The sequence below is a fragment of the Arthrobacter sp. NPDC080031 genome, from assembly GCF_040702485.1.
Lineage (GTDB): Bacteria > Actinomycetota > Actinomycetes > Actinomycetales > Micrococcaceae > Arthrobacter.
In genome coordinates this window covers 184,038-196,919 of sequence record NZ_JBFBLA010000006.1, presented here as the reverse complement: position 1 = coordinate 196,919, position 12,882 = coordinate 184,038, and the positions used below count along the sequence as shown (strand labels likewise).

At 65.1% G+C, this 12,882-nt stretch carries 14 protein-coding genes and 1 riboswitch; of the genes, 7 read left to right on the top strand and 7 right to left on the bottom strand.

Features of this window, described 5'->3' with window-relative positions:
• The first annotated feature begins 7 nt into the window (after positions 1-7).
• On the top strand, positions 8-853 hold the full coding sequence (locus AB0323_RS07280; protein WP_366176714.1) for a PHP domain-containing protein: 846 nt from the start codon (positions 8-10) through the stop codon (positions 851-853).
• Here AB0323_RS07280 and AB0323_RS07275 read toward each other — a convergent pair.
• The 4 genes from AB0323_RS07275 to thiE form a co-directional block, all read right to left on the bottom strand.
• Positions 850-1,713: a DNA methyltransferase gene (locus AB0323_RS07275; RefSeq protein WP_364533020.1), complete on the bottom strand. Its 864-nt coding sequence runs from the start codon at positions 1,711-1,713 to the stop codon at positions 850-852. The genes AB0323_RS07280 and AB0323_RS07275 overlap by 4 nt on opposite strands.
• A gap of 8 nt (positions 1,714-1,721) precedes the next feature.
• Entirely contained in the window at positions 1,722-3,443 is a 1,722-nt protein-coding gene (locus AB0323_RS07270) for a DEAD/DEAH box helicase (protein WP_366176713.1), read from the bottom strand.
• Positions 3,444-3,731: 288 nt separating this feature from the next.
• The gene (locus AB0323_RS07265; protein ID WP_366176712.1) at positions 3,732-5,246 is read right to left on the bottom strand and encodes an RNB domain-containing ribonuclease; all 1,515 of its coding nucleotides are present in this window, start codon (positions 5,244-5,246) and stop codon (positions 3,732-3,734) included.
• Between the two features lie 37 nt (positions 5,247-5,283).
• Positions 5,284-5,973 carry a thiamine phosphate synthase gene (gene thiE / locus AB0323_RS07260; protein ID WP_366176711.1) on the bottom strand — a complete coding sequence of 230 codons (690 nt, stop codon included), beginning with the start codon at positions 5,971-5,973 and terminating at the stop codon, positions 5,284-5,286.
• Positions 5,974-5,999: 26 nt separating this feature from the next.
• A riboswitch (TPP riboswitch) is annotated at positions 6,000-6,119 on the top strand.
• On the opposite strand from thiE, the gene thiO reads away from it, so the two are divergent.
• The 4 genes from thiO (at position 6,111) to AB0323_RS07240 (ending at position 8,860) form a co-directional block, all read left to right on the top strand.
• Positions 6,111-7,424 (top strand): glycine oxidase ThiO, encoded by a 1,314-nt coding sequence (gene thiO, locus AB0323_RS07255; RefSeq protein WP_366176710.1) that lies wholly within the window; start codon positions 6,111-6,113, stop codon positions 7,422-7,424. (Overlaps the previous riboswitch by 9 nt.)
• A complete protein-coding gene (gene thiS / locus AB0323_RS07250) occupies positions 7,421-7,657 on the top strand; it encodes a sulfur carrier protein ThiS (RefSeq protein WP_366176709.1) in 237 nt (78 codons plus the stop codon). The genes thiO and thiS overlap by 4 nt, the downstream gene beginning before the upstream one ends.
• Positions 7,658-7,660: 3 nt before the next feature.
• Positions 7,661-8,467, top strand: a complete 807-nt coding sequence (locus AB0323_RS07245) for a thiazole synthase (protein ID WP_366176708.1) — start codon at positions 7,661-7,663, stop codon at positions 8,465-8,467.
• 60 nt (positions 8,468-8,527) lie between these two features.
• The gene (locus tag AB0323_RS07240; RefSeq protein ID WP_366176707.1) at positions 8,528-8,860 is read left to right on the top strand and encodes a 4a-hydroxytetrahydrobiopterin dehydratase; all 333 of its coding nucleotides are present in this window, start codon (positions 8,528-8,530) and stop codon (positions 8,858-8,860) included.
• A gap of 67 nt (positions 8,861-8,927) precedes the next feature.
• Here AB0323_RS07240 and AB0323_RS07235 read toward each other — a convergent pair whose 3' ends face one another.
• From AB0323_RS07235 to AB0323_RS07225, 3 genes are read right to left on the bottom strand one after another with little or no spacing between them, the layout of a single operon-like run.
• Complete coding sequence (locus AB0323_RS07235) at positions 8,928-9,230, bottom strand: hypothetical protein (RefSeq protein ID WP_364533043.1); 303 nt, start codon at positions 9,228-9,230, stop codon at positions 8,928-8,930.
• A gap of 36 nt (positions 9,231-9,266) precedes the next feature.
• Positions 9,267-9,491: a DUF3107 domain-containing protein gene (locus AB0323_RS07230; protein ID WP_059387503.1), complete on the bottom strand. Its 225-nt coding sequence runs from the start codon at positions 9,489-9,491 to the stop codon at positions 9,267-9,269.
• Positions 9,492-9,541: 50 nt separating this feature from the next.
• A complete protein-coding gene (locus AB0323_RS07225) occupies positions 9,542-10,180 on the bottom strand; it encodes a TetR/AcrR family transcriptional regulator (protein WP_059387505.1) in 639 nt (212 codons plus the stop codon).
• A gap of 103 nt (positions 10,181-10,283) precedes the next feature.
• On the opposite strand from AB0323_RS07225, the gene moeB reads away from it, so the two are divergent.
• Together moeB and AB0323_RS07215 are read left to right on the top strand one after the other, a co-directional pair.
• On the top strand, positions 10,284-11,495 hold the full coding sequence (gene moeB, locus AB0323_RS07220; protein WP_366176706.1) for a molybdopterin-synthase adenylyltransferase MoeB: 1,212 nt from the start codon (positions 10,284-10,286) through the stop codon (positions 11,493-11,495).
• Between the two features lie 63 nt (positions 11,496-11,558).
• Entirely contained in the window at positions 11,559-12,551 is a 993-nt protein-coding gene (locus AB0323_RS07215; protein ID WP_366176705.1) for an SDR family NAD(P)-dependent oxidoreductase, read from the top strand.
• The last annotated feature ends 331 nt before the right edge of the window (positions 12,552-12,882 follow it).

The window sequence follows — 12,882 nt, the reverse complement described above, 5'->3', positions numbered from 1 at the left end:
TTGGAAAGTGAAGATCGACCTGCACGCGCACTCCAATGTTTCCGACGGGACCGAGGCTCCCGCGGGAGTGATCGCTTCCGCATCTGCCGCGGGGCTGGATGTGGTGGCCTTGACCGACCACGATTCCACTGACGGATGGGAGCAGGCCTCCGTCGCAGCCCTCGAATTCGGGGTGGCTTTCGTGCCGGGGATGGAGATTTCGTGCCGCACTCGGGAGGGGATCAGCGTCCATCTGCTGAGCTACCTCCATGATCCCGGACACCCCGGCCTGCTCGAGGAAATCACCAAAGCGAAAGACGCGAGGCTCACCCGTGCCAAGCGCATGGTCACGCTCCTGGCCGAGGACTACCCCTTGAGCTGGGACGATGTCATCCATCATGTGGCTCCCGGTGCCACTGTGGGCCGGCCCCACATCGCCGACGCCCTCGTGGCGGCCGGTGCGGTCGAGAGCCGCTCGGAGGCGTTCACCGCGATCCTGACGTCGCACTCGCGCTACTTCGTGCAGCACTACGCACCGGACCCGGCGCTCGCCGTCGAGCTCGTCCGGGCGGCGGGCGGTGTCCCCGTCTTCGCGCATCCGGTGGCCTCGGCCCGTGGCCGGGTGGTCGGGGAACGGACCTACGGGGAAATGATCGATGCGGGCCTCATGGGCCTGGAGGTGGAACACCGCGACAACCCGGAGGAGGGCCGCGTGTTCCTGCGGCGACTGGCTGCCGAACACGGGCTGTTCATCACCGGTTCGTCCGACTACCACGGAACCGGCAAACCCAATCTGCTCGGGGAGAACCTGACGTCCCCCGAGGTCCTGGCCCGCATCGAGGAACTGGGCACGGGGAGTTCGGTGGTCCGCTAGCCAGGGTAGAAAGCGGCCTTGCCGTCCAGGCGCTTCCGCATCACTTCGATGGCCGGGGCGTTCTGGTCCACGCACACGAACTTGCGCTCGAGTTTCGCCGCGACCGAACCGAGCGTGCCTGAGCCTGCGAAGAAGTCGAGGCACCAGTCTCCCGGCCGGCTGGACGCGGTGACGATCCGCCGGACCAGGCCTTCGGGCTTTTGCGTCGGATAGCCGGTCTTTTCCCGGCCGGTCGGGGAAACGATGGTGTGCCACCAAACGTCCGTGGGAAGCTTCCCAAGCTCCCTTTTGGCCGGCGTCACGAGACCCGGCGCCATGTACGGCTCACGGTCGACCTCGGCGTTGTCGAAGTGGTACTTCGCAGGGTTCTTGACGTACACGAGGATGTTGTCGTGCTTGGTGGGCCAGCGGTTCTTGGCGCGTGCGCCGTAGTCGTAGGCCCAGATGATCTCATTCAGGAAACACTCCCTGCCGAAGATCGAGTCCAGCATGACCTTGGCGTAGTGCACTTCGCGGTAGTCCAGATGCAGGTACAGGGTGCCGTCGTCGGCGAGCAGCCGCCAGGCCTCCACGAGCCGGGGTTCCAGGAAGGACCAGTAGTCGCTGAAAGCGTCGTCGTATTTGTGCAGGGCGCCCTTGATGGTGTCATAGGAGCGTCCCTTGAAGCCGACGCGGTCGCCGTCGCCGTCGGCGTTGCGGACCATGCGCGTTTCCTGGCGGCTCTGGACCCGGCCCGTATTGAAGGGCGGGTCCACGTAAATCAGTGTGAAGGCGCCGTCCGGCAGCGTCGGGAGGAAATCCGCGTTGTCCGCGTGAACCACCAAATTGCTGCCGTCCGGCGCCCAAACAATGTCAGTCATCGAGGCCGTTAAGCCTCGGTGCTCTCACCGGATCCACCGGAAGCGGACACCACTTCGCCGTTGCGGCGGCGGGTGCGGGAACGGCGTGCGCGGGACGGCTTGTCCGCGCCCTCGCCGGACTGTGCCTGCCCGGATTGGGGCTCGGCAGACTGAACTGAACCTTCAGCGGGGGCTGCGTCGCCTTCGGAGGTACGACGGCGGCGGGTGCGGTTGCGTGCGCCCTCACCGTCTCCTTCGCGGGACGGAGCGTCGCCTGACCTGGGAGCGCGGCGTGCGCCTTCACGGCCGCCATCACGCCCGCCGTCGCGGCCCGTGCGTCCACGCCCGGAATCGCCGCCGGAACGGGAGTTCTTCTTGCCCGTCTCGCCCAGGTCTTCCAGGACCTCGGCGTCGACGCCCGCGAGGGTGCGCTTGTCGCGGGGCAGGCGGCCCTTGGTGCCTGCGGGGATGTCCAGTTCCTCGAAAAGGTGCGGCGACGAGGAGTAGGTTTCCACGGGCTCCGGGTAGCTCAGGCCCAGCGCCTTGTTGATCAGGCCCCAGCGCGGCATGTCGTCCCAATCGACGAACGTCACGGCCGTGCCCTTGTTGCCTGCGCGGCCGGTGCGGCCAACGCGGTGCAAGTAGATCTTTTCGTCTTCGACGCACTGGTAGTTGATCACGTGCGTGACGTCATCGACGTCGATGCCGCGGGCCGCGACGTCAGTGGCCACGAGGACGTCCACCTTGTTGTTGCGGAAGGCCCGGAGTGCCTGCTCGCGGGCGCCCTGGCCAAGGTCACCGTGGATGGCGGCGGCCGCGAAGCCGCGGTCCACGAGTTCTTCGGCAACCTTGGCCGCGGTGCGCTTGGTCTTGGTGAAGATGATGGTCCGGCCGCGGCCGCGGGCCTGGAGGATGCGGGCGACGACCTCGACCTTGTCCATGCTGTGGGCACGGTAGATGAGCTGCCGGATGTCCCGCTTGGTCAGGCCTTCGTCGTCAGGGTCGGCGGCACGGATGTGCGTGGGCTGCGTCATGTAACGGCGGGCCATGGCGATGACCGGGCCGGGCATGGTGGCCGAGAAGAGGAGGGTCTGGCGGACGGCGGGTGTGCCGGCAATCAGGGTTTCGACGTCGGGAAGGAAGCCGAGGTCGAGCATCTCGTCCGCTTCGTCGAGAATCACCATGCGAACGTTCTTCAGGTTCAGGTGCTTCTGCTTGTAGAGGTCGATCAAACGGCCGGGCGTGCCCACAACAACCTCGACGCCCTTTTGCAGGGCTTCGATCTGGGGCTCGTAGGCGCGGCCGCCATAGATGGTGGCGATGCGGGCGTTCCGCTTCCGGGATGCCGTCTGCAGGTCGTTGGCAACCTGAACGGCGAGTTCGCGGGTAGGAACAATCACGAGGGCCTGGGGTGCACCCGGGACAGCGAGCTTGTCGTGGCCGGCGTCGCCGGGTCCAACGACGCGCTGCAGCGCCGGAATGCCGAAACCGAGGGTCTTTCCGGTACCGGTCTTGGCCTGGCCGATGATGTCGTGACCGCCCAGCGCGACCGGGAGGGTCATGGCCTGGATGGGAAACGGGTGGGTGATTCCGGCGTCGGCGAGGGATTCAACGATGTCGGCGCGGACGTTGTAGTCGGCGAAGGTCTTTTCTGCGATCTCGTGGGGTGTCTCGTCCGAGGAAATGGTTTCCTCGGGTTCGATCGTTTCGGTTCCGTCTGTCAGAACTTCATGGGTGTGCAATTCACTCACAGTGGAGTTTTCCTTATTCATTTGGGCTGCGCTGCGTGCTCAACGGTTGTGGCAGGGCCGTTCCGGAGCACGGATGGGCGCAAGCAAATCCAGTGGAAGCCGATCGCGGGCTATCTAAATACTGGCACTGGGGACCAGCTGGTGTATCTCAAGATCGCGTAGGGGCGGGCTTGTTGATGTCAAAAAATTAACTGAATCAACGACCGGGCATCCATTACTACTCACCCAGTCTAGCGTCTGGGGGCGATAATCCCCGGATCGCGGCTCCGGCCCTGCGGACGGAATGCGCTAGGGGAGCAGTTCGAAGGTGATTTGGCGGGTGGCAATGTCCGCGTCGAGCAGTTTCACGCGGACCTTCGTGCCCGACTCCATTTCGCCGTCGCAACGGGCGGTGACCGCGGGCTCGGCGATCTGGACGATGCCGTAAGGGCCGTGCGGGGTTCCGTTCCCATTGCCATTGCCGTTGTTGCCGTTGGTGCTGTTCCCGTTGCCGTTTCCGTTGTTCCTGGCCGGTTTCGATCCGGAAATCACGACCGCGTCGAATTCCTGTCCGATGTGGTTGACAAGGAGCGCTGCCTCGACGGTGTCCAGGGCGAGGCGCTCCATTTTGGCGGCAAGCTGGTCGGATGACGCCATGATCTCGGGCAGGCTCGGCAAAGCATGCCGGGCCCATGCAGGGATCTCTGTTCCATTGCTCAACGCTTCGCAGATGACCAGCACGAAACGATCGACAAGGCGGCGCAACGGCGCGGTGGTGTGGGCATACGGAGCCCCGATGGCTGACTGCATGACGCTTCCGGGCACCTCGCCGTCGAAAGGCGTGTAGCCGGCACCACGGAAAAGCAGCCCCGCTGAATGGAGGATGGCGAGTTGCCGCGGGTCCTTTGCGTCGAGGGTCCGCAGGTACTCTCCATAGCTGGTCCCCTCGGTCCAGGGCTTCCCGAGTGCCCCGGTTTGCCGTTTGAAATGGAGCAGCGAGCGCTCATCGGGGGCGGGCATGGTACGCAGGATTCCCACTTTGCCGTCGAGCATCAACTGGGCGGCGGCCATCCCGGTCATGAGCGAAATCTGGGCGTTCCAATCCTCCACCGGCAGCGAGGGAGCGGCGACGATCCTGTACCCCTCGCCGTCGGGCAGTTGGACGATTTCCTGCTCGGGCATGTTCAGGCTGGCTCCGCCGCGGCGGCGTTCGAGTTCCACCCGCTTGAGCCCGACTTCCTTGAGCAGTTGCAGGACGGGATCAGCCGTTCCGGAATCGATCGCCCGCTGCACGCCCTTGTAGTCGAGCTTGGCGCGGCTTCGTATGCTCGCCCGACGCACGGAGACCGTGCGGAACTCCGCCTCGGCATCGAGTTCGAAGTCCCACACGAACGCGCCGCACGTCTGGCCGGCCAGCAAGCTCCCGGCATGCTCGCTGATGATCTCGGGGTGCAGCGGTATGCGGCCGTCCGGGGCATAGTACGTTTGCCCGCGGCGGCGCGTCTCGGCGTCGAGCGCGCCTCCCGGGGGCACAAAGGAGGGCACATCGGAGATGGCGTAGAGAACCCTGTAACCATCACCGGACCGGTCAATGAAGAGGGCCTGGTCGAGATCCGTGGAAGAGGCCGGGTCGATCGTGATGAACGGAACGTCCGTGCAGTCCTGCTCCGGCAGGGTGTGTCCGGAAACCGCGGCTTCGGCGTCCCGCAGCGCTTCAGCGGGATAACCTGCGGGCAGCTCGAGTTCAGTCCGAAGCGCCGCCAGCGCTTCCGCGAGCCGGTTCGACGTTTCACTGACATTCGGGGCTAACCGCTGATGTGACACGAAAGTCAGGGTAACTCCAAAATCTTCCGGAGTCTCGCTAGGCCGCCGCTGCGTCCAAGGCAGCCAGGAGTGCCCGGGCCGCCGCCGTCGGATCCTCCGCCTCAGTGATGGCGCGGACCACCACGATGCGGCTCGCGCCGGCCCGCACGACCTCTTCCACGTTGCTGAGATCGATGCCGCCGATCGCAAACCAGGGGAGCACAACCCCGCCGACGGTCTCTTCGTCTGCCTGCTTCACCGCGTTGGCGGCGTACTTCACCAGATCGAGCCCGACGGCGGAACGTCCCGGCTTGGTGGGCGTGGCCCACACGGGCCCGACGCAGAAGTAGTCCAGGCCGCTGCGGCCCGGCGACGCCGCGATGGCTGCGTCAATCTGATCCGGCGTGTGCGTGGAGAGGCCGATGATGGTGCGGTCGTGGAGCAGCTTGCGGGCCGAGCGCAGCGGAATGTCCTTTTGGCCGATATGGAACACCGGTGCGCTGGAGAGGGACGCCACGTCCGCGCGGTCGTTGACTGCCCAGAGACGGCCATGACGGTGCGCAACGGATTGCAGTATCTCCAGGAGTTCCAGTTCCTCGGCCGCTTCAATCGTCTTGTCACGCAGTTGGATGATGTCCACGCCGCCCTCGAATGCGGCATCGACAAACTGCTCAAAATCACCCTGTTGCTTCCGGGCGTCGGTGCAGAGGTACAGGCGGGCGGTGGTGTGGACATCGTGCGGGGTCATGGAAACAGAGTAGTTCCTCTAAACTGGGCTGGTACCGCGGGAGCCGCGGCGGCAGTCACAATCGCCGCGCGGCTGAGAGGGCTTCAGCGCCGACCGCTTGACCTGATCCGGCTAGTACCGGCGTAGGGAAGGACTCCATGGACGAAGTAAACACCCAGCACGGACCCCTGCACGCGGACGTGGCGGTGATCGGGGGCGGTGTCATTGGCCTCGGCATCGCGTGGGAAGCCCGCCGGGTCGGCCGCTCGGTGGTCCTGATCGATCCCGCACCGGCGAGCGGCGCCACCTTCGCGGCGGCGGGCATGTTGGCGCCCGTCAGCGAACTGCATTACCAGGAAGAGGACCTCCTGGAGCTCATGCTCGAATCGTCGGCATTGTGGCCGGACTTCGAACGCAATGTGACCGGCTCACGCGGCGGACGCGGCACGGGTTACCGTACGACGCCAACCCTCGCCGTCGGTGCCGACGCTGCGGACCGCCGGGCGCTCGCCGACCTCCGGGATGTCCAGCTGGCCAACGGCCTGGTGGTGGAATCCGTGCCGCTGCGCGAAGCCCGGGAGCGTGAGCCGCTGTTGAGCCCGCAGATTTCCTGTGCCTTCGACATCCCAGGCGACCACCAAGTGGATCCGCGCCGGCTTTCGGCTGCGATTCTCGGCGCGCTTGCAGACCACCTGCCCGGCGATTCCAGCTGGATCGCAGGGGCCGAGGGCGGTTTTGCGGTCCGGGACACCGCGGCTGGCCTCTTGTGGGAGGGCGGGCGCGTCGTCGGGGTTGTGCTCGACTCAGGCATCGAAGTGCACGCCACCGAAACAGTGGTAGCCAACGGACTTGATACCGCGCGCTTGAACGGCCTGCCGGATGGATTGTCGCTCCCGCTGCGTCCGGTGTACGGCGACATTCTGCGGCTGCGCGTCCCGGAGCAGCTGCAACCCCTTGTCACCGCCACGGTCCGTGGGATCGTGCGCGGAGTGCCCGTGTACATCGTCCCCCGCGACGACGGGACCGTGGTGATCGGCGCGACTCAACGCGAAGACGGCTTGTCGGAGTCCGGGGGAACGGCCAACCCGGTCTCAGCTGGCGGCGTGTACCAATTGCTCCGCGACGCCCAGGTACTTGTCCCGGCCGTGGCCGAACTGGAACTCCTGGAAGCAACTGCCCGTGCGCGTCCGGGCACTCCGGACAATGCGCCGCTGCTGGGCCGGGTCGGCAGTGAGGGTGGCGGGGACACGGCCGTGCCCGGCCTCATCGTAGCCAGCGGCTTCTTCCGCCATGGCGTGCTCCTCACCCCGGCAGCGGCGAAAATCTGCGTCGGACTCATGGACGGCACCGTCGATCCCCGGTGGAACAAATTTCGCCCGGACCGCTTCTCCCGTCCGCTGGCAGCGGCACGGGCCTCCACAGCCGGCCCATCTGCCGGTACCTCAAATCCCCTCCCGAAGGACCACGCATGAACATCAAATTGAACGGCGAAGACCACACACTGAGTGACGACGCTTCGGTCACCACCCTCGTCAGCCACATCACGGGACGGGCCGTGGACCCCAGCGGCCAGGCGGCCGACGGACGCAAGATCGGCGTCGCCGTCGCACGCAATTCCGAAGTGGTGCCGCGCAGCCAGTGGGCTGCCACCGCGCTCGCAGAGGGCGACGAACTCGAAATCGTTACCGCAGTACAAGGAGGCTGAACGATGACCACAGCAAGCACCCAAGCAGCAAGCACCCGAACCGACCTCCTGATGATCGACGGCGTCGAGTTCGGCTCGCGCCTCATCATGGGGACCGGGGGAGCCCCGAGCCTGGACGGGCTGGGGGCAGCCTTGCTGGCTTCCGGCACCGAACTCACCACCGTTGCCATGCGGAGGTACTCCCCGACGGAAACAGGTTCGCTGTTCCAGTTGCTCGTTGACCATGGCATCCGTGTCCTGCCCAACACCGCTGGCTGTTTCACTGCCAAGGACGCTGTCATGACGGCCGAGCTTGCCCGGGAGGCCTTGGAAACGGATTGGGTGAAGCTCGAGGTCATCGCCGACGAACAGACCTTGCTGCCTGATGCCGTGGAACTCGTGGATGCAACGGAGAAACTCGTCGACCGCGGCTTCAAGGTCTTCGCCTACACCAACGACGACCCCGTGCTGGCGCTTCGCCTGGAAAACCTCGGAGCGACTGCGGTGATGCCCTTGGGCGCGCCTATCGGCACCGGCCTGGGCATCCTGAATCCGCACAACATCGAGCTGATTGTGTCCCGCGCTTCGGTGCCGGTTGTGCTCGACGCCGGCATCGGCACCGCGTCCGACGCCGCACTCGCCATGGAGCTCGGCTGCGACGCCGTGCTTCTGGCCACCGCGGTGACCCGTGCGCAGAACCCGGTGCAGATGGGCGAGGCCTTCAAACATGCGGTCATCGCCGGTAGGCTGGCGAAGCAGGCGGGCCGCATCCCGCGCCGGGAACACGCGCTGGCCTCCTCGGCGATGGAAGGCCGGGCTGAGTTCCTCTAACGGCCAACGCTGGCCGCTCCGGGGATTCCTGCGAATTCCACATCAGCGAAGGAGCGTTCCATGGCCGGCAAAGACGACATCCTCACCAGGTCTGCGATCGACGACGCACTGGCGGAGCTACCGGACTGGCGGTACCGCCTGGGCGGCCTCGACACCGTCTACAAATGCCCGACGTCGGCTGCCGCGCTGGAGCTGATCGCCGCCGTCGGGCGCATCGCCGAGCAGCAGAACCACCACCCGGACCTGGACTGGCGGTACAACCGCGTGTTCATCCGCTACACCTCCCATGACTCCGGGAGCGAAGTAACCAAACGGGACATCCGGGCGGCCACAAGCGCCAGCGAAGCAGCCGCGGAGGCCGGGGCAGTGGCCGAACCCGAAGCCACGCCATGAGGCGGATTTGTATCTAGAGCCGCAGGGCCGGCTAGAGCCGTAGGGCCGGCTTGAGCCGCAGGGCCGGCTAGAGCCGCAGGGCCGCGGTCAGCTTGGCGGTGTCGTGCCGGGTCCGATGGCGGCCCAGGAAGTAGGAGGCCACCGCGGCAGCCACGGTACCCAGAATGATGGGCAGCACCCATGGGATCCACGTCAGGCCAGGCTGGTAGCCAAAGCCAAGTTGGATGAAGATCATCCAACTCAGCATGGCGACGGCCACCGAAACGCCAGCGGGCAGGGTAATTCCGTACGTGCCACGGTGTTTGTCAGTTCCCCAGACGATGAAGCCTGAGGCGATGGTGGCTAGCGCCACGATGACAAGTGAGAGCATGCGGACTCCTGGCTCGCTGGTGTTCTTGCGTCTTGCTTAGAGGGCTCCGAAGCCGACCCGGCGTACTTCCTCGGCGCCGATCTCCACGTATCCGAGGACGTTGCCGGGAACGATGACCTGGCGGCCCTTTTCGTCGGTCAGGCGCAGGTCCGTGCCATTCGCGATGGCCTCGCTCACGATCTTGGCAACAGCCTCGGCGTCGAGAGCGGACTCAAGCGCGATCTCACGGCCAACATTCTGAATGCCGATCTTTACTTCCACAGCGGGGCCTCCCAGCCAATCAAGAAATTACTCAGTCCTCTATTTGTAGTCTAGGACTCTTTCGGGAAGCGACTGATTCCGCGCCAAGCTAAACGGTAGATCAGGTCGCTGGCAACATCGAGGTCCAAATCGCCGTCGGTTTCGAGCCAATACCGGGCGCTGACCTGCGCCATTCCGGCCAGGCCGCGGCCCAGGAGCTGGGCTTCCAGCGGGGGCAGCTTGGTGTCTTCGGCGATCACCTTGGCGACGGCGTCGGCGAAGGTGCGGTTGAAAGTCTCCAGTCGGGAGCTGACGTCCGGGTCATTGATGAGATCGGATTCGAAGACGAGCCGGTGTGCCTGGTCATCACCAGCGATGAAACGGTAGTAGGCACGCATGACGGCCTGGACGCGTTCCTTGTTGTCCGACGTCGAATTCAGCGCCGTGAGCATCTGGTCCGTGAGGGTGGCCAGGTGGCTGTCGAGCAGGGCCATGTAAAGCTCCCGCTTGGACGGGAAGTGCTGGTACAGCACCGGCTTGCTGACATGGGCGGTCTCGGCGATTTCGTCCATCGCCGCACCATGGAACCCGTTGGCAACGAAGACTTCCAAGGCAGCGTTCAGGAGCTGTGCCCGGCGCTCATCGCGGGGCAGCCTCGCCGAGCGTGGGGAACCGGTCCGATCTTGCCTGACCTGCGCCTCCTGTTTGATACGTGCACTCTCAGTCACTTGTCTGCCGCCTTTCCTTTGCAGTTATGACCACAATACTGCGCAGTAATATGACCGGACGGCAGCGGCAGGCATACTTTGGAGTATGGCCACTCTTTTTGCTGCCCAAACGTTGCCGTCTTCTCCTTCTTCCGCACTGCCGCCACTCGTGGAACCTGCCGCGGAGCTGACCACCGAAGAGGTGGAACGGTACTCGCGCCACCTCATTATTCCTGAAATCGGGGCGGCCGGTCAGCGCCGGCTCAAGAACGCAAAAGTCCTCGTGATCGGGGCCGGCGGACTAGGCTCTCCCGCCCTGCTGTACTTGGCTGCCGCCGGGGTGGGGACGCTCGGAATTGCGGACGACGACGTCGTCGACCTCAGCAACCTGCAACGCCAGATCATCCACGGCGTGGGCGATGTCGGACGGCCGAAGATCGAGTCTGCACGTGACGCCATCAAGGAACTCAATCCGCTGGTCAACGTGCAACTGCACAACGTCCGCCTGGACTCCTCCAATGCTTTGGAGATTTTCTCCGGCTACGACCTCATCCTGGATGGCGCAGACAATTTCGCCACCCGATACCTGGTCAACGACGCTGCCGCGATTCTCGGCAAACCATACGTCTGGGGATCCATTTTCCGCTTTGACGGCCAGGTCAGCGTGTTCTGGGAGAAGCATGGCCCCAGCTACCGTGATCTCTATCCCGAGGCCCCTCCTGCCGGCTCGGTCCCGTCTTGCGGCGAGGGCGGCGTGTTCGGCATGCTGTGCGCCGCTGTCGGCTCGCTCATGGTGACGGAGGCAGTCAAGCTGATCACCGGCGTCGGGCGTTCGATGCTGGGACGCGTGGCGCTCTTCGACGCGCTCGGCGGGAGCTGGCGCGAAATCAAGGTTTCGAAAGACCCTGAGGCCGAGCCGATCACCGAATTGACCGACTACGAAGCTTTCTGTGGCATCACCCCGGAGCCCGCACGCGACTCGGTTCCGACCGTCACGGCCACCGAACTTTCTGGGATGCTCAAGGCCCGCGCGGCGGGGGAACGTGACTTTGAACTGGTGGACGTCCGGGAGACCGGTGAGCACGAGATTGTGAACATCGACGGTTCGGTGCTCATCCCGCAGGGACGCATCCTGGCGGGAGAGGCCTGGACGGAACTGCCGCAAGACAAAGAGATCGTGTTCCACTGCAAGGCCGGCACCCGTTCCGCCACGGTGCTCGCCGCTGCGCAGCGCGCCGGTTATACCCGGGTCAGCCACCTCGACGGCGGGATCCTGGCGTGGGTGCGCGACGTCGAGCCGGGCAAACCGGTCTACTGAATGACTGTTCCGTTGAACCAGTGCCGTTGAACCCACTGTGCTGTTGAACCCGAAGATCCCGATATGAGCGAGGAATCCATGACCACACCGCAACACCCCATCGGATCGGGTTTCGGCCACGGCTCCACGGCTTCGGACGTTGTGGCGGGAGTGGACCTGCACGGCAACACGGCAATTGTCACGGGAGGCTATTCCGGGCTTGGCCTGGAAACGGTGCGGGCGTTGTCCTCCGCTGGCGCCCGGGTCACGGTTCCCGCCCGGCGTCCTGAACACGCCAGGGAAGTCCTCGCCGCGGCCGGCGTGGCCCCGGAGCAGGTCAATGTGGAAACTTTGGATTTGGCCGACCAACAGGCAGTGAAGGATTTCGCGGCCCGCTTCCTGGCGTCGAACCCAACCCTGGACATCCTGATCAACAACGCCGCCATCATGGCGAGCCCGGAACAACGCGTGGGCCCGGGCTGGGAGTCCCAGTTCGCCACCAACCACTTGGGCCACTTCACCCTTCTCAACACTTTGTGGCCAGCGCTGGCAGCCGCCGGTTCGGCCCGAGTAGTCTCCCTGTCCTCCACGGGACACAAACTCTCGCCCATCCGTTTCGAGGACATCAATTTCGAGACCGGCTACGACAAGTGGAAGGCCTACGGCCAGGCAAAGACCGCCAACGCATTGTTCGCCGTAGAGCTGGACCGCCTCGGCCGCTCCTCAGGGGTGCGGGCCTTCGCAGTCCATCCCGGCGGGATCATGACCGAGCTCCAGCGCTACCTGCCCCGCGAAGAGATGGTCGCCGCGGGCTGGATGGATGACGCAGGCAACGTCCGGGAGGGTTTCAAGACTCCGGAGCAGGGAGCCGCCACGTCCGTGTGGGCAGCCACGTCCCCGGCCCTGGCCGGCATGGGCGGGGTGTACTGCGAAGACTGCGACATCGCCAAGCCCACGGACCCGGCCTCGCCGCTCGCCCGGTACCAAGGAGTGGATGCGCACGCAGTGGATCCGGAAGCCGCAACAAGGCTGTGGGCTGTGTCTGCCGAAATGACGGGCGTCAACGCCTTCGCCTAGGGTTCGCGAGGCACCACAGAGGGACATGCCCATTCTTGAACCACCGCTTCAGAGGGACATGCTCATTCTTGGTGATTGCTGCTGGACATATTCCTGTTATGTCCGGTCCTGGTGATCGGGGGAGTGCATGCTCTGCGTGGGGCGCACGAGTGCGGTGATTCGCGAGCCACGGCCTCAGAGGGACATGCTCATTCTTGAACCACCGCCGCAGAGGGACATGCTCATTCTTGGTCCTTGCTGCTGGACATATTCCTGTTATGTCCGGTCCTCGTGATCAGGGGAGGGCATGCTCTGCGTGGGGCGTACCAGCGCGGTGATTCGCGAGCCACCG